Annotated in this window: 15 protein-coding genes and 2 pseudogenes; 11 read left to right on the top strand and 6 right to left on the bottom strand. The window is 56.1% G+C overall.

What is annotated here, in order from left to right:
- The first annotated feature begins 2 nt into the window (after positions 1 to 2).
- The 3 genes and pseudogenes from GHO03_RS25170 to GHO03_RS25595 form a co-directional block, all read left to right on the top strand.
- On the top strand, positions 3 to 887 hold the full coding sequence (locus GHO03_RS25170; protein WP_372241767.1) for a hypothetical protein: 885 nt from the start codon (positions 3 to 5) through the stop codon (positions 885 to 887).
- A gap of 293 nt (positions 888 to 1,180) precedes the next feature.
- Positions 1,181 to 1,612 carry a hypothetical protein gene (locus tag GHO03_RS18760; protein WP_133144166.1) on the top strand — a complete coding sequence of 144 codons (432 nt, stop codon included), beginning with the start codon at positions 1,181 to 1,183 and terminating at the stop codon, positions 1,610 to 1,612.
- A gap of 120 nt (positions 1,613 to 1,732) precedes the next feature.
- Positions 1,733 to 1,888, top strand: a pseudogene (locus GHO03_RS25595) (integrase); the annotation flags it as partial.
- A gap of 99 nt (positions 1,889 to 1,987) precedes the next feature.
- On the opposite strand, the gene GHO03_RS18750 reads toward GHO03_RS25595, so the two are convergent.
- Positions 1,988 to 3,280 carry a carbohydrate porin gene (locus tag GHO03_RS18750; RefSeq protein WP_047292077.1) on the bottom strand — a complete coding sequence of 431 codons (1,293 nt, stop codon included), beginning with the start codon at positions 3,278 to 3,280 and terminating at the stop codon, positions 1,988 to 1,990.
- A gap of 874 nt (positions 3,281 to 4,154) precedes the next feature.
- Between GHO03_RS18750 and GHO03_RS18745 the strand changes: the two genes are divergently transcribed.
- Positions 4,155 to 6,554 carry a membrane-bound PQQ-dependent dehydrogenase, glucose/quinate/shikimate family gene (locus tag GHO03_RS18745; RefSeq protein WP_088500413.1) on the top strand — a complete coding sequence of 800 codons (2,400 nt, stop codon included), beginning with the start codon at positions 4,155 to 4,157 and terminating at the stop codon, positions 6,552 to 6,554.
- A gap of 606 nt (positions 6,555 to 7,160) precedes the next feature.
- Here the strand turns inward: GHO03_RS18745 and GHO03_RS18740 are convergent.
- Both GHO03_RS18740 and GHO03_RS18735 read right to left on the bottom strand, forming a co-directional pair.
- Positions 7,161 to 7,941, bottom strand: a pseudogene (locus tag GHO03_RS18740) (NAD-dependent deacylase).
- A 10-nt stretch (positions 7,942 to 7,951) separates the two neighbouring features.
- Positions 7,952 to 8,605, bottom strand: a complete 654-nt coding sequence (locus GHO03_RS18735) for a hypothetical protein (protein WP_256668731.1) — start codon at positions 8,603 to 8,605, stop codon at positions 7,952 to 7,954.
- 82 nt (positions 8,606 to 8,687) lie between these two features.
- On the opposite strand from GHO03_RS18735, the gene GHO03_RS18730 reads away from it, so the two are divergent.
- From GHO03_RS18730 to GHO03_RS18720, 3 genes are all read left to right on the top strand, one after another.
- Positions 8,688 to 9,386, top strand: coding sequence for a hypothetical protein (locus GHO03_RS18730; protein ID WP_153400337.1), 699 nt, complete (start codon positions 8,688 to 8,690; stop codon positions 9,384 to 9,386).
- Between the two features lie 499 nt (positions 9,387 to 9,885).
- Positions 9,886 to 11,376 (top strand): DNA-3-methyladenine glycosylase 2, encoded by a 1,491-nt coding sequence (locus tag GHO03_RS18725; protein WP_095038605.1) that lies wholly within the window; start codon positions 9,886 to 9,888, stop codon positions 11,374 to 11,376.
- Positions 11,377 to 11,378: 2 nt separating this feature from the next.
- Positions 11,379 to 11,870, top strand: coding sequence for a methylated-DNA--[protein]-cysteine S-methyltransferase (locus GHO03_RS18720; protein ID WP_095001608.1), 492 nt, complete (start codon positions 11,379 to 11,381; stop codon positions 11,868 to 11,870).
- Positions 11,871 to 11,992: 122 nt separating this feature from the next.
- Here the strand turns inward: GHO03_RS18720 and nadC are convergent, their stop codons facing one another.
- Positions 11,993 to 12,841, bottom strand: coding sequence for a carboxylating nicotinate-nucleotide diphosphorylase (nadC, locus tag GHO03_RS18715; RefSeq protein WP_095001607.1), 849 nt, complete (start codon positions 12,839 to 12,841; stop codon positions 11,993 to 11,995).
- Positions 12,842 to 13,243: 402 nt separating this feature from the next.
- Here nadC and GHO03_RS18710 point away from each other — a divergent pair, with 402 nt between their 5' ends.
- The 3 genes from GHO03_RS18710 (at position 13,244) to ampE (ending at position 16,166) form a co-directional block, all read left to right on the top strand.
- Positions 13,244 to 14,686, top strand: coding sequence for a DUF1631 family protein (locus tag GHO03_RS18710; protein WP_370688594.1), 1,443 nt, complete (start codon positions 13,244 to 13,246; stop codon positions 14,684 to 14,686).
- Between the two features lie 83 nt (positions 14,687 to 14,769).
- Positions 14,770 to 15,333, top strand: a complete 564-nt coding sequence (gene ampD / locus GHO03_RS18705) for a 1,6-anhydro-N-acetylmuramyl-L-alanine amidase AmpD (RefSeq protein ID WP_095001605.1) — start codon at positions 14,770 to 14,772, stop codon at positions 15,331 to 15,333.
- Positions 15,330 to 16,166 (top strand): regulatory signaling modulator protein AmpE, encoded by an 837-nt coding sequence (ampE, locus tag GHO03_RS18700; protein WP_095001604.1) that lies wholly within the window; start codon positions 15,330 to 15,332, stop codon positions 16,164 to 16,166. The genes ampD and ampE overlap by 4 nt, the downstream gene beginning before the upstream one ends.
- Positions 16,167 to 16,223: 57 nt before the next feature.
- Here ampE and GHO03_RS18695 read toward each other — a convergent pair whose 3' ends face one another.
- The gene (locus GHO03_RS18695) at positions 16,224 to 17,006 is read right to left on the bottom strand and encodes a TatD family hydrolase (RefSeq protein WP_153400336.1); all 783 of its coding nucleotides are present in this window, start codon (positions 17,004 to 17,006) and stop codon (positions 16,224 to 16,226) included.
- A 2-nt stretch (positions 17,007 to 17,008) separates the two neighbouring features.
- Positions 17,009 to 18,004, bottom strand: a complete 996-nt coding sequence (gene cra, locus GHO03_RS18690; protein WP_095001602.1) for a catabolite repressor/activator — start codon at positions 18,002 to 18,004, stop codon at positions 17,009 to 17,011.
- A 339-nt stretch (positions 18,005 to 18,343) separates the two neighbouring features.
- Between cra and fruB the strand changes: the two genes are divergently transcribed.
- Positions 18,344 to 19,976 (top strand): fused PTS fructose transporter subunit IIA/HPr protein (gene fruB / locus GHO03_RS18685; protein ID WP_153400335.1); only part of this gene is annotated, 1,633 nt, incomplete at its 3' end.

The following is a 19,976-nucleotide window of genomic DNA, read 5'->3' as shown; positions in this document are numbered from 1 at the left end:
TCATTTGCTTCATTGAAAAGCTCGGCGATTGGTGTCCGGGGATTTTGCCAAATCAGGAAGTCTTTTTCAGGATTTCCCTAATTAAATTCGCCACAGCCGCTGTTGCTGGAACTCTTCTCTCTGGCTGCGGCGGTGAAGATTTCACTGGTGCATACCGATTCAAAGACTCAAGCATGAACGGAACCATGGTTCTCAATATTCATGGCTCTGAAGCAGAAGTCTTTGGGGACTTTGGGAAGGACGGCATCAAACCGCTCGGTAAAATGAAAGTGTCGGTTAAAGATGAAAAGCTACTTCTTGATGCTGTGAGTGGCACGACTCGTCTGGTTATGAAGCGTAATGTCGATGAGCGAAATCTTGACTGCCTTAATTGCAAGGTTCTAGGCATGAGTGCGGATGAGCATGTTTGGCAGTATGACCCCAAAGGGCCGTATGACGTGGGTCAGATGCTTGAGGAGCAAGCCCGTAGAAAAGAGGAAACTCTGAATGTCGAGTTGGAAAAAATGCAGAAGAAAACCCTGGATAAGATACACCGGGATTCAGAGGCCCCGAAGCTGACACCATATGAAGGTGATTGGGTTTATCAGCGCACTACGAAGTATGATCCTTTAACCATAATGGGCATCTGGCGTGCAAAACAGATTAGAGTCTGGTCGTTCAAATTTGAGAATATGGATCGACTGGGGTATGAGGCTCCAGAATTTGAGGTGACGGATACTGGCTTGAAGGTCGGAGCTGGTTCTAGCGCTGCCCTGTATACCCTTAGCGCGGACAAAAATGTACTGATCTGCATGGGCTGTAGTAAACCAGTGAGCTGGGTCAAGGCTGATCCGAAGAAGGATCTCAGTGATCGTTATTACGCCCGGAAGATAGCTGGAAACCCGTAGTAACACTTCTAGGTGACCGGCGTCGGTGAATGCTTGCGGGAGCTCGCCGACGTCAGATTAACCCAAGGTACGCAGGTAGATTGGGGCCAATTCAACTACTTTGCCCCATCCGCTGCCCATGCCCATTGACCTATTTCTGCCAGTGCCGGTTGGTACTAGATGCTGGTCGAACTGCGGCAATCTGACGCGAACTCGTGGGTGTGCCGCCGAGCACACGAAACTGCATCAAGTTCGGTGGAGGGCAAGAAGGAAAGTTGATAGGGTTATTTTTACAAATAACTGTGAGGTTTATAATGCTTTTACTACCTATCGATTATGCCGGTTGTATTGAAAATCCTCATTTTTCAAGTATGGATAGACAGTATTATAAAAGAGGTTGGAGTGCTCTTGTTCATAGACCAAATGCAAGAGTAAAGATTGCAGCATTCCTGCCAAAGGATAAAGAAGGATTAAAAATAAATGTTGTTGGACTTCAGCAAGGTTTGTATGTCGCTTTCGGTGCCACTGATGGTTCGGAAAAGTTACGCTCGTTATATGTCGTGGAAACGGTTACTGCTACTGAGATTTCGCTCAAGCCTGTAGAGGAATGCAATGTGCCAGCTATCTACGAAATAGATATTGCTGGGCGATACAGTCTGTATTTGTTGGAAGCCAAGCAGGCTATGCTTGAGGCGCAAATTAACGATATTAGGAAGTGGTTGTTAGAATACAAGGGGAACAAATAGCGAAATGGATTTGTTTTTCCTAGAGGTTTTTTCGTCTGATTTAAAGCTAATGTGTAAAAGTAAACTGCTATTTATAGAATCAAAGCAATCAGGACGAGTAGGGCTGCTGATTTAGATTGTATGAGCCGTACGAAGGCATCACTAATCTATCGCAGAACGAAGAACCTACGGGCGGTTCAGTTGCTGCTCGGCCATACGAAGCTGGAGAGCACTGTTCGATATCTGGGGATTGAGGTTGATGACGCCCTGGAGATGGCGGAAGAGACTGAGGTTTGATTATGCATAGCGACGGTCGAAGTCAAGCCGTCGCTAACCGGCCAAAAGCAGCCGCTCAAAGTTATCTAGGAAAGCCGGGGCGATTCAAACTCCATTTGTTTAAAACGTCGCTTTGATCTGTAAGCCCACGGCCAAAGCGTTACCTCTTTTTTTGCCGGAGAACGCTCCAGGCTCAATGTAGTACTGCAGGTCAGGACGCAGCAGCAGCCAAGGGGTGACCTGCGCGCCATAGTTAAGCTCAATCATCTGCTCGCCATTGTCGAGGTTGGCAATCATCTCGTATTCGCCGAAGCTGGTCGCCGCCGCTTCTTGTACATCACGCGTACGGGAGTTGAGCACGGCCCGGCCATAACCCAAAGCAATGCTGTCATGCGGGCGGCTGGCAAAAGGCTTTTGCTTAACCAGGCCGACCGAGTACCAGCGACGCATTGGTGAGGTGGCTGCGTTGCTGGTGGCTGCCTGGCCGAAGAGGCGTAGCACCCTTTCAGGGTCTTGCTCATCCCTCCAGATTGCCTGGTCCATCAACACGTAAGCCCCGGTGCGATTGCTGCTTTTTTCTGTGCTGCCAATTTTTTGCGAGTTAGAGCTGTCGTAGTACCAGCCGACTTTGTATTGGCCATTGAGAAAGGCGTTATTATTGAAGATGGCTTCCAGAGGCAGAATGGCCCCGGTGGAGTCGTGGCTGGGCATGGAAAACGCTTCAGAGGGAAGGCTGTTGTGCTCTGGGTTGACCTGGAATACCGCGGTTTGCAGCGTCAGTGAGTCGTTGACGTCGTAACGCAACTCTCCACCCCAGTGGGCCGTCGGGTAGTTGCCCCACCCGCTGCCGCTGGACATGGTCAATGGGTGTGCACAAAAGCCGGCGCTCACAAAGTTGGTCAGGATCGGCATGCCACCAAAATCGGTGCCCATCACCATGTAACCGATTTTGGCAGACACGTCCGGAGAAAACAGATTGCGCTGGTAACTGAACTCGGTCAGTCGCGTGTATTCGCCACCGTAGTTTTCTTGCGCAGAAAGGCGGTTGCCGAGCAAGTCTTCCGTGGCGCTGTGGCCGCGACGGTCGTTAACCAGAATTTGCACAAATCCAGCGTCCGGGGTGTCCAGCAGTTTACTCAGATCAAACTTGGCGCCCACGCGTATTTGTTGCGCATAGCGCGTACCTCGCTTGATCCCGCCATGCAAGTTGGAAATCGTTTCAGAGCTGTAGTCACCGGTCAGTGTGATGCCCTTGTCCACCAGTTTTTGGCGCTCCCCCCCCCAATCGCCGGTTAGTGTCGAACGACTCATCAGGTCGGAAGTGTCAGCCAGTGCTGAAGTCGGGCTCAAGATACACAGCGACAAACCGCTGCACAGGCTGGTGGTCAGCAGCGCGCGGAAAGAAAAAAACATTGGGGTGTGCTCCGTTGCAAAAAATTTTGGTGTATCGCTCAACGACACGCTGGCACGGCAGGAAACTGGCCCGCTTTAGCTTTTCTGGCCTGATACCGTCTTGAGAACTGCGGTGTCATAACCTGAACCCGGGCCGAGTTGATCCCTCCTTGGCTGTGCAAGAGGGTGTCCATGAGCGGGTATATGACGGGGGTGCGGGTGCTCGAAACCGTTCGGATGTTCGCTTCACATGACTAACAGGCCCTGAAAGTGGCAGGGCTGGTGAATGTCATCCCGTGTGAGCCGTAAGGCTAAGTTTATGTCGATATTTTTTTCAGATAAATCCAGGGAACTAAGAAACATTATTGGGGAGACAGTAATAATCGCGGTGGCGATATCCGGCCTTTCGCTTGCAGAAACGGCGATCGTTAGTGTTCAGCGCTTATTGCTTTTGAGGTCACTCGCACGTCAAAAAGAAGAGAAAACATTTGGGACTTCAACCCCCCTCCTTACCATGGATTATTACTGTTTCACCAACAATGTTTCTCAAACCTTTGGATTTATCCCAAGAAGCACCTGTATAAACTAGCTCAGAGTCTTCAGCTCACTCTCGGAACGTCGAGCCAGCAGTGCCCGGACAAACACCTTCCCGCGTTTCGTAGAGCCTTCGGCATATTCATTGCGACTGCAGCAACCTGCTACACTGATTGCCGGTGCTCGCTTGCTGTCGGCAGGGCGGTAGTTCTGATTCCAACACCTGCCATGCCCAGTCCTGTTCGGGTTGAACTGAACATTTGACCCAGCTGTTCGCACAGCGTGCGGGCAGTTTTGTATTCACCCATAGAGCATTCACTAAATGACGAATGACCAACCATCTCAAACTTCAAGACGCTCAATGAGCACTATCGCGAGGGTACTCTTTTCCCTATTTGTATTTGCCGTGGCACTAGCTTTGATTTATGGCGGGGTCAAACTAGTGGCGCTGGACGGGTCAAGTTATTACTTGATCGCAGGCTTGACTTATCTCGTACTGGCGGCACTATTTCTGTTTCGCAAGCGTTCGGGTATTACTCTCTCTGTTGCCATATTCCTTGCGACCTGTGCCTGGGCCTTTTATGAAGTGGGTCAGTTCAGCTATTGGGAACTGCTTCCACGCTTGGTCATTCCTGCCATCATCCTGACACTCAGCCTGTGGGTCGGCGCCGCATTGCCGGACACGTCCTTGAGCACCCGGCGCGCCGCTAACCGGTTCGGGTTTGCCGTATTCCTGGCACTGGTCGCGACATTTATTGCTGCGTTCTACCCGCACGGCGGGATCTCGAACCCGGTCGCCGCCACTGACGCACCCAAGGCAGAAGAGCCCTCCAACGTCCCTGAAAACTGGGAGTTCTTTGGGCGTAATGCCTCGGGAACACGGTTTGCTCCTTACACGCAAATCACCTCGGACAACGTCAAGGACCTGCAGGTTGCCTGGACCTACAGAACAGGTCGTCGCACCACAGGTGCCGGCGCGGGTGTAGATGAAAATACACCGTTGCAGATCGGCAATGTTCTGTACTCGTGCACACCGGAAAACCTGATTACCGCCCTGGACGGTGATACCGGGACCCCGCTCTGGAAATTCGATCCCAAAGCCAAAAGCGAAGAGCACGTGACTTGCCGCGGCGTGGGTTATTACGACATCGATAAAGACGACAGCCTAAGCGCTGAAGTCAAGGCGTCATATGGCAATGAGCAGCAGTGCCGCCAGCGTATACTGGTGTCGTCTGTGGATGCCCGTTTGTTTGCGGTTGATGCGCATACCGGCACCCTGTGCCCGAGCTTTGGCGACAACGGTTATGTCGATCTCAAGAAAGGCATGGGCCCGACTGAAAACAGCAAGCGCTATCACCCCACCTCGCTGCCGGTTGTCATGGGCCACCTCACCGTGGTCGGCGGCTGGGTACGGGACATTGTGGCGGGCGAACCTTCCGGTGCCGTACGCGCATTCGACGTTCTGACAGGTGCGTTGGTGTGGGCCTGGGATGTAGGTGCACCCGAGGGCAAGAACGCAGTGGCAGACGATCATCAGTTCGCTCTGGAGACGCCTAACGTCTGGACAATTCCGACCTACGATAAAGAGTTGAATCTGGTCTACCTGCCTACGGGCAATGGCCCGCCCGACTACTGGGGTGGTGATCGCAACCAGGTTAAAGAGAAGTTTGGTACGGCCGTTGTTGCAGTCGATGCATCAACCGGTAAAGCCAAATGGGTTTATCAGATCGTTCACCACGACGTCTGGGACTATGACCTGCCTTCGCAGCCTGTGCTCTATGACATCAAAAACGCCCAGGGCGAGAAGACTCCGGTCTTGATCCAGACCAGCAAGACAGGCAACATTTTTGTGCTGGATCGCCGTACCGGCAAGCCGGTTACAGAAGTTGAAGAGCGTGCGGTTCCTACCTCTCCAGCAGCAGAAGGCGAGCACCTGTCGCCTACCCAACCGTTCTCGGTCGGGATGCCGACCATTGGTGTCGACCCGCTGACCGAGAAGTCGATGTGGGGCGTGACAACTTTCGACCAACTGTATTGCCGGATCATGTTCAAAGACTCCGTCTACCTGGGTCCGTTTACACCGCCAAGTGAAAAACCGTACATCGAATGGCCTGGCTTGCTGGGCGGTATGAACTGGGGTGGTATCTCCATCGACGAAAACACCGGCATGATGTTCGTCAATGACATGCGCATGCCGCTGCGGATGTCACTAGTCAAAAAGGAAGACACCAAGAAGTTCAACGTGTCGACCGATGAAGTCCCGGGTTTCATGGGAACCATTCGCCCACAAGTCGCCGGTATCTATGGCGGGGTGAAAATCGACATTCTGCAGTCGCCACTGGGCGTACCGTGCAACACACCTCCCTTCGGCAGCATGAGCGCCATTGACCTCAACACCCAGAAACTGGTCTGGCAGGTTCCGTTGGGCACCGTCCAGGACACTGGCCCTCTGGGGATCAAAACGCACATGCCAATCCCGCTGGGCATGCCAACACTGGGTGGCCCGACCTCAACGGCATCTGGCCTGGTGTTCTTCGCCGGCACCCAGGACTACTACCTGCGAGCGCTGGATTCGGCCACCGGTAAAGAAGTCTGGAAAGCCCGCCTGCCGGTTGGCGCGGTTGCAGCCCCGCTGATCTACAAATCACCCAATACCGGGAAGCAGTACGTAGTCATCTCCGCAGGTGGCATGAGCCACTCGCCTGATGTCGGTGACTACATCATTGCCTATGCATTGCCGGACAGCATCATCCAGAAATAACCTCTTAATTGACGTTAACTCAAATGGCCCGCCTGCTCTCCAACAGGTGGGCTTTTTTGTTCTATACCAGTTGTTGTTCGGCTTCGGCCTAAATAACGCATTAAATTTTGTGCTTGTTACGAGAAGAGGACTTCGACTGATCTCATAGGTCCGGTAGTCTGCTTTCGGCCCAGGCTGTGTAAAAACGTTTTTCGGTGCGAAAGTTACTCAAAACCAGACTGGAAACCGCGCTTCTACCCCAAATCCACATCTGCTGATGTGCTGATGAATTTCAGATTTAACGCAGAAGCGCGCACTTCGAATTTGGCGACTCGTTTTTACACACTCTGGGCCATAAGCAGTCGCTCAAATGTTTCTACGAAACCAGGGGCGATTCAATCCGAATGAATCGCCCCTTGATTGTAGGCATACCCAATCGTCCGCTTTTGGCCGATAGCAGCCTGTCACGAAGGGCTGCTCACGGCCAAAAGCAGTCGTCCGCGAAAGACCACTTCCGACCCAAGGCGGCCCGTCGCCACTCAGCCGTTCGGGGCCTCCCGTATCTCAGTGCACTTGAACCTGATACAAAAAGGGCGACGCGTCAAATGCCGCATCCCCCCCCCACATTTACAGGTCTGCGTTTGGATTTTCTTTGCGCAATAACTGATCGTGATGTCTGAACCCTTCCATCAGCAGCTGTGGCAGTACCTCACTTGCTCGCCCCCCCAACCAAAACTCCCGCGCGTTTCGGACACACTTGGCGTCTGGATTGATATGTACCACGGTGACCCCCGCCCGCCAGGCAATGTCTGGTATTTGTGCTGCGGGCTCGACGACTCCCGATGTTCCGACAGATAGGAGTACGTCGCAGTCTTTCGCAGCGGCAAAAGACTGCGCGAGAGCCTGGGTAGGAAGGCTTTCTCCAAACCACACTACGCCTGGGCGTAGCTTGCCACCGCAATGACTGCATCGCGGCGGCTCCAAGTGCCGACCCTCTATTGGCTCATCAGGCGGCGGCAAAGGGTCGATAGCGAACCTGGCGCAGGCAAAACAAAGTGGCTTGTTTAAACTCCCGTGCAGATGGATGACCTCAATACAGCCGGCGCGCTCATGCAGGTCATCTACGTTCTGTGTGACCAGTGTCAGCTTGGGCACTATGGCGGATAGTTCAGCAATTGCCCGATGCGCCAGATTGGGTTGCGCGTTGTACACTTGCATCCTCCGCCACTCATACCAGCCCCATACGAATGTCGGATCTCGTCTAAAGGCTTCACGTGTAGCCAGGGCAGCGGGGTCGAATCGTGCCCACAATCCAACCAGCGCTTTCCGCAGAAACTCCAGCTCCGGTAAACACAAGGACATGCTTGGCGTTTTGTAGTGCATCGAGCAAGCCCTGATCAATTTCCACGGGAGCCACCTCAGTTTTTTCTTCTTACCAATGCGATATAGATAGCCGACTGTCCATTCGCCGGGTCGATGTAGTTAGCCGTGGACATGTCGAAGAGATGCACTGGCTCTAATGCCAGCTCCAGTTTTGGCGCGCCTTCATACCATTCTTCGTCGTCTTGCAGTGCATGTTCAAAGGCCTGAAGCATTCCCTGGCAATCCTTGAACTGACGATTCAGCGCGTACCCCCCTGCTTGATCTTCGTAGAAGCGATGGAATACCAGAAGGACCACACCCCACCGTATGACCTGGTCATTCGATTCGGTATTAGGTATTACCTTTTGCAGGTCACGGCGGATTTCCCATATTTTCTGGTAGGCATTTTTATTATTGTGGACGACTTTGAACTCCACAGAATGGGGTGGCTGTTCTCCTGTCTGATCTTCGATCCACAAATCCACTTTCCTCCGCTCGGCAGCGATCAGCCAGCGGGGCACATTGTGACGCTCACCCAGAGGTTCGGCCAATCCAAACCGAGCACGATTGACGTCCAGTAGCGCAGCAGCTTCCAGGCTCAACCAATGCTCAGGGGCTGCTGTGACCGCAATGGACATCAGCATGCGTCGGCGCTCCTCCTGCTGGAGATGGGTAATCAAGAAATCAAAAAATGAAGGTACAAAGGACATGAGTGGTGTCTGCTCTCGAAGGGTTACGTGGTGACAGTAATGATATGATGGCTATTTGCTATATTGCAGGGGTGCTGACCGGATGACCAGTAGAAGTGAAATTTTTGGTTTTAAGTTCGAGTCACAAGATTTCCAAATCTACAGTTATGCCGATGAGGCTGGCTTGCTTTCTCATGCAACTATTCAGGAAGTCGATCGCGCCCGCTTTGCGTTTCTTGTCAATGCCCCGCTGGATGTCTCGATGCAGGTTACCGGCCAGTTCTCGTATGTGTTTTATCTAGATACGGAACCTGTTGAGCGAAAGTTCTTGCCTCAAAATTATCAACTGGTTTACTCGGAACAGCCGTGTGGGCGCTCGTTCGACCGGTGGATCGAGACAGTTATCCGTTATTTGTGCGCCTGCTTCTGTTGCAATGCCATTCCGGCGTTCGATGCGCATGAAATAGCAAGTGTCTTTCTGGAAGCGCGGCAACACCGATTGTTTTTCAACGTAGTGCCCTTTGATACCCTCTCGATATTACCGTCGACCCTTGATGGTGAGCCGGTCTTTAATCGATTGCTGGCAGTCGTTTTCTACTCGCCCGATTGGGGCTTCGGGGATGTTTTCGACAAGCTGGAGTTATGCGAGTGTCTCGGGCACCGCGTTGTTGGAGGTGGGGCATTCCATCCATACGATGAGCGTTTGGTGATGCTACTAGGTGATCTAGTCTGCTGTGACCAACCTAGTAATGCGATAAAAGCCTCACTGGGTTCCGGAGATTTGCCGGCCATTTATGAATGAGAATGGGGCATACAACCGGTAAAGCTCAGGGCCGCTTTGGGACGGGGCCCTTTTCACCGGCTGCTCCTGGCCGATTGCTGCCAGTCGTAACGACTAACAAACAACCGCTTGGAGCGAAGCAAGCGCCAAGGTCGATCCGTGGCATGCCGATAAGATACGGAATCGCTAGGATGACGAACACATGCTCAGTCTGACCGTGATGATGGAGCAGCAGCACAAGTGCAGCAGCTGGACAAAGCATATGTGCCTCACCAGTTAAGAGCTGGCGGTAGACCTTGGTTTTTGCTGAGTCCCTTAATGAGTACCTATTTCGTTTTTGTAGCTACAAGTATTTAAGCTTTACTGGGCTTGGTTAAATTAGTTCGATTCCTGTCTCCGGCACCACTTAAAAAGCCATCCGGTCAATGCCGGGTGGCTTTTTCGTTCAGGGGCAGCACCAGGCACTTTGACGTCCGAAAATGGCGAGAATCGGCCAAAACGCGGTGCTATTCTGCGGACCATGAATACAGATAACCGCCTGTCAACGCCCAGTACCGCTGCCTGCGAAATCGCTCGCCTGAGCCGTGATGCGCGGTTTGACGGGGTGTTTTTCACTGCCGTACTCAGCACCCGGATCTACTGCCGCCCCGTGTGTCCGGCCCGTGCGCCAAAAGCCGAAAACGTGGTTTATTACCCCAGCGCGGCAGCGGCTCAGGCCCAAGGCTTTCGCCCCTGTTTACGTTGTCGGCCCGAGCTGGCACCGGGTAATCAGCTTTGGTTGCAGGGCGAGCATCTGGTGTCGCGCGCCTTGACGCTGATTAATGAGGGTTACCTGGCAGAGCACTCGCTGGAAGAGTTGGCTGAGCGCATGGACATCGGTGCGCGGCAATTGCGTCGTCTGTTTGTTCACTATCTCGGGGCGCCGCCGATGGCCGTGCATTCCACCCGGCGCCTGCTTTTTGCCAAGCAACTATTGACCGAAACCGACCTGTCGATCACTGAAGTGGCAATGGCTTCCGGCTTTGGTAGTCTGCGTCGTTTCAATGCGGCTTTTGCCGAAGCCAATCATGCCGAGCCCCGTGCCTTCAGGCGCAGCCCGAAGACACGGGCAGACAAGGCGCTGGTGTTGCGCCTGGGCTATCGCCCGCCTTACGACTTTGCAGCCTTGCTGGGCTTTCTGCAGACCCGGGCCTTGCCCGGTATCGAACGGGTCGATGGCCACAGTTATCAGCGGGTGTTTGGCAGCCCTGAAGCTCCCGGCTGGCTGAGGGTCAGCGCCTGGCCGGGTGAGCAGCATGCATTGCAGCTGGAGCTGCGCAATGTGCCACCGGGGCAGATGCTGGCGGTGGTCACGCGGATTCGGCGCATGTTCGATCTGGATGCCGACCCGCTGGCCATCGCCCGTACCTTGAGTGCCAGCCCGCTGCTGGCGCCTGTGATCGGGCGTTATCCGGGGCTGCGATTGCCGGGGGGCTGGGACGGTTTTGAAGTGGCGGTGCGGGCCGTGCTGGGGCAGCAAGTCAGTGTGGCTGCAGCACGCACCCTGGCCAGTCGAATCGTGCAGCGCCATGGTGTTGCCATTGAAGCCGACAAGGGCTCGGGGCTGGATCGTCTGTTTCCCGGCCCTGAGCAGCTGGCGCAAGCCGATCTTGGGCAAATGGGCATAACCCAGGCGCGCATCAATACGATCCAGGGCATCGCCCGCGCCCTTGCACAAGGGCGTGTCGACTTCGCCGTGGAGCAACCCCTGGAGCGTTTTATCGAGCGCTGGGTACAACTGCCCGGTATTGGCGAATGGACCGCGCATTACATCGCCATGCGCGTGCTCAAACACCCAGATGCATTTCCGGCCGCCGATCTGATTCTGCGCCGTGAAGCCAACCCCCAGGGTGAGCCGTTAAGTACCAAAGCGCTGCAGGCACTGGCTGAAAGCTGGCGCCCGTGGCGGGCCTATTCCGTGATGTATTTATGGCGCGCAGCTACCGATTCGATTACAGCGCGCAAGGTGTGAACATGACGCAGATTTACTACGAACAAATGCCATCACCGATTGGGCCACTGTTTCTGGTCGCTGATGATGAAGGGTTGCGCGAAGTGCGTTTCGAGTTGGATCGCCGGCCCCATGTACCACAGGACGGGTGGGTGCATTCGCCACCAAAGCTTGCCGAAGTTCGCCGTCAACTGGAGGAATATTTTGCGGGTGAGCGTCAGACGTTCGACCTGTTTCTCAAGCCGCTAGGCACCGACTTTCAGCAGTCGGTATGGCAGGCCCTGACCACCATTCCCTTTGCGGTAACCACCAGTTACGGCCAGATTTCACAGCAGATCCATCGGCCCAAGGCGTCCCGGGCAGTGGGAGCGGCGAACGGGCGCAATCCGATCCCGATCATCATCCCGTGCCATCGGGTGATTGGCAGCAATGGCACCTTGACCGGTTTTGCCGGAGGTCTGGCAGCCAAGCAATGGCTGCTAGAGCATGAGATCAAGTGCCGCCGGCACGGCTGATGCAAAACCTGTGCTTTTTGTGGGAGCGGGCTTGCTCGCGATGCGGGCACCGCGGTGTATCTGGCGAACCCCAGTGAGGCCATCGCGAGCCAGCCCGCTCCCACAGCAAAGGTGTGCAGGGCTTACAGGCTCAACCGCATCGACAGATCCACCGCCTTCACATCCTTGGTCATGGCGCCAATCGAGATGTAGTCCACGCCGGTTTCGGCGATCGGACGCAAGGTCGACTCGTTGATACCGCCGCTGGCTTCCAGCATGGCCTTGCCCGCGTTCAGGCGTACCGCTTCGCGCATGTCATCCATGCTCAGTTCGTCGAGCATGATGATATCCGCACCTGCCGCCAGCGCTTCATTCAGTTCTTGCAGGCTTTCCACTTCGATTTCAACCGGCTTGCCAGGGGCAATCTTGTGCGCGGCACTGATGGCTTGCGCGATACCGCCGCAGGCAGCGATATGGTTTTCCTTGATCAAAAAGGCGTCGTACAGACCAATACGGTGATTGTGGCAGCCACCACAGGTTACTGCGTACTTCTGCGCCATACGCAAACCCGGCAGGGTCTTGCGTGTGTCCAGCAGCTTGACCCGCGTATCGGCCACCTGATCAGCGAGGTGCTGGGCATGGGTGGCGACGCCTGACAGCATTTGCAGAAAGTTCAGCGCGCTACGTTCACCGCTGAGCAGCGAGCGGGCCGGGCCTTCAAGATGAAACAGTACCTGGTCGGGGCTCACGCGATCGCCATCGGCCACCTGCCAATGCACGGCAACCCGAGGGTCAAGCTGGCGGAACACAGTGTCGACCCAGGCTGTGCCGCTGATCACTGCTGCTTCACGGGTAATGATCGTGGCTTTGGCCAGGCGCTCGGCCGGGATCAGCCGTGCAGTGATATCGCCGCTGCCAATATCTTCGGCTAACGCACGGCGCACGTTGGCTTCTATTTCGGCAGTGAGGTCGGCCAGGCGTAAATTCGGCATAACGAGCTCCACAAACAAAGTGCGCCGATTATAGGGGCATGCCACCGGTGAACCCAAGGTGTGCGAAGAGTCACATGCAAATACCTGCAATGTGCTGTTTTCGGCACTTTGAACATTAATTTGCACCTGCAATCACTCAAATGAAGAGTCCGCTGGTACAAGCGCCATCTTTTACAAGATAATCCGCCTTGCTATTGGCGCCATAGCTTTGACGTGCTGCCATTGCCCTAAATTCCGATTCACCGGCCAGTGCCCAATGCACTCGCCGGTTTCTGTTAGTGAGCGGCAAAAATGGCTCTGACCACGCGCGTTCACTGGCAAACGAAGAAATCCTTCCGGGAGGCCAGGATGCAAAATGACGGGAAAGTGGGGCCTGGGAGCAGGACCACTAAGGAGTTGGCGATGCACTCGCCGCTTACCCGCCTGCCTGTGATCCTGCTGCAGGTGCATGACAAGGCTGCGCAGCAGTTGCGCAACGAACTGCAGGTGCTGTTCGAAAATGCCGACCAGACCCTGTTTGAAATGGCCGACAAGGCGCAGAGCGATACCGATCAGAGCCTGTTCTTTGAGGCCATGCGCGATGTGCGGCTCAAACGTAAAAGCATTGAACGCGGTTTTCTTGAGCGTCTGTTCGATGCCTTTATCCGTCTGACCCTGCCTGATGTCAGTGAGCCAGCCCTGCACGTCGTTCCCGCGGGGCATGCGGTGTTCTCGCTGATGGCCGATAACATTGAGCGCGCTCAGGTAACCAATGCAATGGTGACGAAGGTCCTGAGCCGCAACCAGCTGGCTTTGTGCCAGTTGAGCACACGCCTCAACACCCTGAGCTGCATGCCACTGGATGAACAGAACAACCCGCTGGGGCCGGCGATGCTGTGCGAATATTTTTTGCAGGCCGAACGTGACCAAGGCATGGACATCAAGGTCAAGCTGATCATGCTGCGCCTGTTCGACAAGTACCTGCTCAGTCAGACCGGGCAGCTGTACGCCGACGCCAACCAGCTGTTGATTGCCACCGGAGTGCTGCCAGATCTGTCGGACAGGGAGTCGTGCTGCGCCGCCAAAGCCGATATCCATGCCCAGGAATTGCCAGGGGCGGGTGAGGATGCGAGTAACCTGATCGGGCTTTTGTTCGACTACATCAGCGATGATCGCAACCTTTCGCAGCCTTTGAAAAAACTGCTGGGCTTGTTGCGTGAACCCATGCTCCAGATCGCCCGGCGTGATCAGAACTTCTTCAGCTGTGACAGCCATCCGGCCCGGCGTCTGCTCAATGTCATGGCCGATGCAGCCATTGGCTGGGACGCCGGTGCCAATAGTTGCAACGATCCGCTGTACCGCAAGGTCGAGCACGTGGTGCTGCAATTGGCCCGGTACGCGGGCAATAATCCGGCGCTGCTTGAGTCGTTGCTGCATGATTTTTCGATGTTTACCCGCGGCGAGCGCAGCCGCACCGAGCTGCTTGAGCAGCGCACCCGGGATGCCGAACAGGTGCGCTGCCGCCCTGCGGTGCAGCGCAACCCGGTGCGCTCATGGCCTTCACCGGTTCTCGATGAGCAAGCTCAGTTGGGGTTGTTGTTGGTCAGTCAGTTGCGGGTTGGGGCCTGGATCGAACTGCAAGAAGATGAGACCACCCGCCTGCGTTGCAAGCTGATTACGATTCTTGAGCCGGACGGTACGCATATCTTTGTAAACCGTATCGGGGCCAAGGTGCTGGAAAAAAGCCGCAACGATTTAATCGTGCACCTGCGCAATGGCAGTATCCTGCTGGTCGATGACCGCCTGTTGATTGATCGGGCTCTGGAGTCGGTGATAGACAGTTTGCGTCAGGCTGGCGGCGAGTAATCGCGTATAGCGCAGATTGCTCCCCATCGATGCGCGCATCGCGGCATACTGGGCCTTTGGTTTTGCCTGTTAAAGGAGCCTGTATGCAGATGGACCCCGCGAGCGGCTGGTTTCAAGGCGTGCGCCATTGCCCGTCACCCAACTTCAATGCGCGCCCGGGTGATGAAATCTCCCTGCTGATCATTCATAACATCAGCTTGCCGCCGGGGCAGTTCGCCACCGGTAAGGTCCAGGAATTCTTCCAGAATCGACTGGACGTCACAGAACATCCTTACTTTGAAGGTATAAGTGCCCTGCGCGTGAGCGCACATTTTCTGATCGAGCGTGACGGCACTGTTACCCAGTTTGTCTCCTGTTTTGATCGCGCATGGCATGCTGGCGTTTCGAGCTTCGAAGGACGTGAGACCTGCAATGATTTTTCTCTGGGCATTGAACTTGAGGGCACCGATGAGCTGCCTTTTACGGATGCCCAGTATCAGGCTCTGACAACCTTGACCCGACAGTTGCAGATGCAGTTTCCTGCCATTACCCGACACAGGATTTGCGGCCATAGCGACGTGGCGCCGGGACGCAAGACGGACCCGGGACCGGCTTTTGACTGGACGCGTTTTCGCAGCGCGTTGCAGCACACAGGAGATAAACAATGAGTTTTGTGGTGTTACTGCTGGCGATTGTGGTCGAGAAATTCTCGGGGCTGCGTCAGCGTCTGCAGCGTGATGGCGGCTGGTTGCGCGAGTTGCACAAACTTGAAACCAGCCCAAGGCTTGGCAACAAGCCATGGTGGGTGTTGTTTATCCTGATTGCCTTGCCTGCGGCGGTGCTGGGCTTGCTGCTGGTGGTACTGCATCCGGTGGCTTATGGCCTGTTGGCACTGCCGATACATTTATTGGTGGTGATCTACAGCCTTGGGCGTGGAGACTTGCTGGGGGGGCTCGGGCCGTTTCGTGATGCCTGGCGTCGTGGTGATTTGCAGGCCGCCGCCCATGTTGCCGAGCGTGACCTGAGCATAAATGCGGACAGCGGTGAGCAATTGCTGGAGAGGGTGCAGGGGCATTTGTTATGGCAGGCCTACCAGAGCTTCTTTGCGGTTATTTTCTGGTACTTCCTGCTGGGGCCGGTGGTGATCCTGAGCTATCGCCTGCTGGCCCTGGCGCAGGAGCACAGCCAAAACCCGGCGCTGGTGGAGCGTGCCGGGCAATTGCGCCATGCTTTTGACTGGTTGCCGGTGCGGTTGCTGGCCGCGAGTTTTGCCCTGGTGGGTAATTTTGCAGCGGTTAGCCGGGTGATGTTGCATGAGTTGCTGAGCTGGGACATCAGTGCTGCGCAGCTGATCAACAAAGCCGGCTGCGCAGCTGCTGAAATCCCTGCGCCACAGGCCGGGCCTGAGGGCGTGAGCAGCCTCGACACCCTGTGGGCCTTGCTGCTGCGGGCGGCGGTGTTGTGGTATGCGTGCTTCGCGGTGTGGGCGTTGTTGCTCTGAGATTACACAAGATCTGTAGCAGCCTCGTTCCTTCGGCAGCTGCTACAGGGGTATAAGTCAGCGCTTCCAGCCAAAGACTTCGCAGGCATTAGCTGTTGTCGCCTTTGCCAATTGCTCGGGGCTGATGCCCATTATCTCGGCCAGCGCCCGGCAAATATCAGGCAGGTACTGCGGGCTGTTGCGCTGGTTGGGGTACATGGCCGGGGCCATGCCGGGGGCATCGGTTTCCAGCACGATGGCGTCCAGCGGCAGATCAGGTAGCACTTTGCGCAAGCGCAAGGCTTGTGGCCAGGTGGCAGCCCCCCCCAGGCCCAGCTTGAATCCCAGTTTTATATATTCACGGGCTTCTTCGCGACTGCCTGAAAAGGCATGAACAATCCCGCCACGCTGAAGCTTGAAACGCTTGAGGGTGGCGATTACCTGCGCATGGCTGCGCCGAACATGAAGCAGGGCGGGCAGATTAAAGTCGGCGGCCAATTGCAATTGGGCTTCAAACAACTGTTGCTGGATCTGGCGGTCCAGCCCGGGCAGAAAGTAGTCCAGGCCGATCTCGCCCACAGCACACACCTGAGGATGCCCTGCCAGGCGGCTCAGCCATTGCCCCAGTTCAATCATATGCTCGGGGCGATGCTCATTGATGTACACCGGGTGCAGGCCAAACGCGGCATACAGTTGGCTGTCGGTTTGGATCAAGTCCCACACGCTCTGCCAATTACTCTGATAAACCCCCAGAACCACCATGCTCTCAACCCCCAGTGCCCGACTGCCCGCCAGTATCTGTGGGCGGTCGGCGTCGAACTCAGGGAAGTCGAGGTGGGTGTGGGTGTCGATCAGTTGCATACTCAGGCCTGATGGATACGTTGTTTGAAGTTACGGGCAATGGCATGGATGCCGGGTACGTAGTTTTGCTCTTCAATCGCCGCCAGGGCCAGGTTCAGGGCTGTTTCGGCAATCAGCTTGTGTTGTTGGCCCATAGCATTGACTGGCAGCGGCAGGAAGTCCAGCAACTGGGTGTCACCAAACGTGGCAAGGCGCAATGGCGGGCGCTGGGTCGGGTGCTCCAGCAACGCGTCGAACATCCCTTGCAACAGCACATATGAAGTGGTGATCAGCGCTTCGGGGAAGTGGCCCTGGCGTGCCAGCAAATCATCAATGATCCGCCGTCCACATTCACGGCTGAACGCACTGCCGTGTTCGATCAGGACCTCGCCCTTGAACCCTTCGACCGCTTGCTTGAAACCCGCTTCACGGGCCTGGCTGACGCTCAGTTCGGGGCGCGCACCAATCAACACAATCTGGCGCGGCAAAGGCTGCAACAGACTGCGGGTCAATTGCAGGCTGGCTTCGCAATCATCACTGATTACCGAGCAGAAGCGCTCCGGCTCCAGGGTCCGGTCGATGGCGATGATGGGCATGCCCAGGTCCTGCAACTGGCGGTAGCTGTCATCTTCTGCGGGCAAGCAGCTGGCTACGAACAGGGCATCGCAGCGACGGGCACGAAACAGCTTGAGCAATTGGCGCTCACTGTCCGGTGCATCGTCGGAGCTGGCGATCAGCAACTGATAGCCGCGGGCACGGGCGCCTTGTTCGAGCTGCTTGGCCAGGCGCGCATAACTCGGGTTTTCGAGGTCCGGCAGGATGAACCCCAAGGTGCGCGTGTGTCGGCTGCGCAGCCCGGCTGCCTGCGGGTTGGGAGTAAAGCCGTGCTCCTCGACCACCGCACGTACGCGCTCGACCGTGCTGCTGCTGATGCGCTGCTGTTCGGCTTTTCCATTGATGACATAGCTGGCAGTCGTTACGGAAACACCTGCCAATTGAGCGATATCACTGAGTTTCACGCCGAAAATTCCTTATTTTTTGTAGTACATGTCGACATTGTGAACAATCCTAACCGATAAAGGCAGCCGACCATCGTCTGTCATGGGTGCGCTGTATTTATTTGCGACATCTACCCGCTGCCGCCAGGCAATACGACAAGTTGGACTTCAAGCGCGGGCAATTATGCAGTAACGTGCCGGGTATTCTTGATTAAACGTTTCAGCCTGCGCATTTAAAGGCCTCGAACCCGGCAGTGATGTGCTTGCCACGCATCAACTGACGCAGCACGGGAAGAGCGACCTAAGCTGACTTAATTCAAAACAATACCGGTTGCCATTGAGTACCGGAAAGGAGAACGCATGCTCGAGCTCACCATAGAGCAGATATCCATGGGCCAGACGGCTGTGGACAAGTCTGCGGCGCTGCAATTGCTTGCCGATAAACTGGTCGCCGATGGCTTGGTAGCCGAAGGCTATCTGAGTGGCTTGCAAGCGCGTGAGGCTCAGGGTTCGACCTTTCTGGGTCAGGGCATTGCCATCCCCCACGGCACGCCCGAAACACGTGAGCTGGTGTTCACCACGGGCGTGCGCCTGTTGCAGTTCCCCGAGGGGGTGGACTGGGGTGATGGCCAGATGGTGTACCTGGCCATCGGTATTGCCGCAAAGTCCGACGAACATTTACGTTTGCTGCAACTGCTGACCCGTGCCCTGGGCGAAACCGATCTGGGTGAGGCCCTGCGTCGCGCCAGCTCCGCCGAAGCCTTGCTTAAACTGCTGCAGGGCGCACCACAGGAGCTGGCGCTGGATGCACAGATGATCGGCCTGGGTGTGTCTGCCGATGACTTTGAGGAACTGGTATGGCGTGGTGCCCGTCTGCTGCGTCAGGCTGATTGCGTGAGCAATGGCTTTGCTGCCGTACTGCAGCAAGTCGATGCGCTGCCGCTGGGCGATGGCCTGTGGTGGCTGCATAGCGAGCAAACCGTCAAACGTCCGGGGCTGGCGTTTGTGACACCGGACAAACCGATGCGCTATCTGGGCCAGCCGCTGAGCGGTCTGTTCTGCCTGGCCAGCCTTGGCGAAGCGCATCAGGCCTTGCTGGAGCGCTTGTGCGCGCTACTGATTGCCGGTCGTGGCCACGAACTGGGCAGTGCCACCAGCCGCCGTGCCGTGCTTGAAGTATTGGGCGGCGAGCTGCCGGCCGACTGGCCAAGTGCCCGTATTCCCTTGGCCAACGCCCACGGCCTGCATGCGCGGCCGGCCAAAGTGCTGGCGCAACTGGCGAAAAGTTTTGAAGGCGAAATCCGCGTCCGGATCGTCGATGGCCAGGATTCGGCGGTATCTGCCAAGAGCTTGAGCAAGCTGCTGAGCCTGGGTGCCCGTCGCGGTCAGGTGCTGGAATTTGTCGCCGAGCCGAATATCGCCAACGATGCGCTGCCTGCACTACTGGCTGCGGTCGAGGCGGGTTTGGGTGAGGAAGTCGAGCCGTTGCCGGCGTTGGCTGAAGCCGTGCCCGGTGTCGCCGAAATTGCCACGGTGCTTACCGCCCCGGCGGCTGGCAGCCTGGTGCAGGCGATTGCCGCATCGCCCGGCATTGCCATTGGCCCTGCCCATATACAGGTGCTGCAAACGTTCGATTACCCGCTGCGTGGCGAGTCTTCCGTGGTCGAGCGCGAGCGTCTGCAAAAAGCCCTGAGCGAAGTGCGCAAGGACATTGAAGGCCTGATTACGCGCAGCCAGTCCAAGGCCATTCGCGAAATTTTCATTACCCACCAGGAAATGCTCGACGACCCTGAACTGACCGATGAAGTGGATTCGCGCCTCAAGCAGGGCGAAAGCGCCGAAGCCGCGTGGATGTCGGTGATCGAGGCCGCTGCGCGTCAGCAGGAGTCCTTGCAGGATGCGCTGCTGGCCGAGCGGGCAGCGGACCTGCGGGATATCGGCCGTCGCGTGCTGGCCCAGCTGTGTGGCGTCGAAACCCCGGCCGAGCCTGACC

The organism is Pseudomonas sp. FSL R10-1339 (assembly GCF_009600545.1).
GTDB classification, from domain to species: domain Bacteria; phylum Pseudomonadota; class Gammaproteobacteria; order Pseudomonadales; family Pseudomonadaceae; genus Aquipseudomonas; species Aquipseudomonas bubulae.
This window is presented reverse-complemented; position numbering and strand designations above follow the sequence as displayed.

What these genes read in the sequence shown, in the direction of transcription:
- GHO03_RS18760 (WP_133144166.1), top strand. Translation starts at nt 1,181, where the DNA reads ATGCTTTTACTACCTATCGATTATGCCGGTTGTATTGAAAATCCTCAT.
- GHO03_RS18725 (WP_095038605.1), top strand. Translation starts at nt 9,886, where the DNA reads ATGAATACAGATAACCGCCTGTCAACGCCCAGTACCGCTGCCTGCGAA.
- GHO03_RS18735 (WP_256668731.1), bottom strand. Translation starts at nt 8,605, where the DNA reads ATGTCCTTTGTACCTTCATTTTTTGATTTCTTGATTACCCATCTCCAG.
- GHO03_RS18750 (WP_047292077.1), bottom strand. Translation starts at nt 3,280, where the DNA reads ATGTTTTTTTCTTTCCGCGCGCTGCTGACCACCAGCCTGTGCAGCGGT.
- GHO03_RS18710 (WP_370688594.1), top strand. Translation starts at nt 13,244, where the DNA reads ATGCACTCGCCGCTTACCCGCCTGCCTGTGATCCTGCTGCAGGTGCAT.
- nadC (WP_095001607.1), bottom strand. Translation starts at nt 12,841, where the DNA reads ATGCCGAATTTACGCCTGGCCGACCTCACTGCCGAAATAGAAGCCAAC.
- GHO03_RS18745 (WP_088500413.1), top strand. Translation starts at nt 4,155, where the DNA reads ATGAGCACTATCGCGAGGGTACTCTTTTCCCTATTTGTATTTGCCGTG.
- ampD (WP_095001605.1), top strand. Translation starts at nt 14,770, where the DNA reads ATGCAGATGGACCCCGCGAGCGGCTGGTTTCAAGGCGTGCGCCATTGC.
- GHO03_RS18730 (WP_153400337.1), top strand. Translation starts at nt 8,688, where the DNA reads ATGACCAGTAGAAGTGAAATTTTTGGTTTTAAGTTCGAGTCACAAGAT.
- ampE (WP_095001604.1), top strand. Translation starts at nt 15,330, where the DNA reads ATGAGTTTTGTGGTGTTACTGCTGGCGATTGTGGTCGAGAAATTCTCG.
- GHO03_RS18720 (WP_095001608.1), top strand. Translation starts at nt 11,379, where the DNA reads ATGACGCAGATTTACTACGAACAAATGCCATCACCGATTGGGCCACTG.
- GHO03_RS18695 (WP_153400336.1), bottom strand. Translation starts at nt 17,006, where the DNA reads ATGCAACTGATCGACACCCACACCCACCTCGACTTCCCTGAGTTCGAC.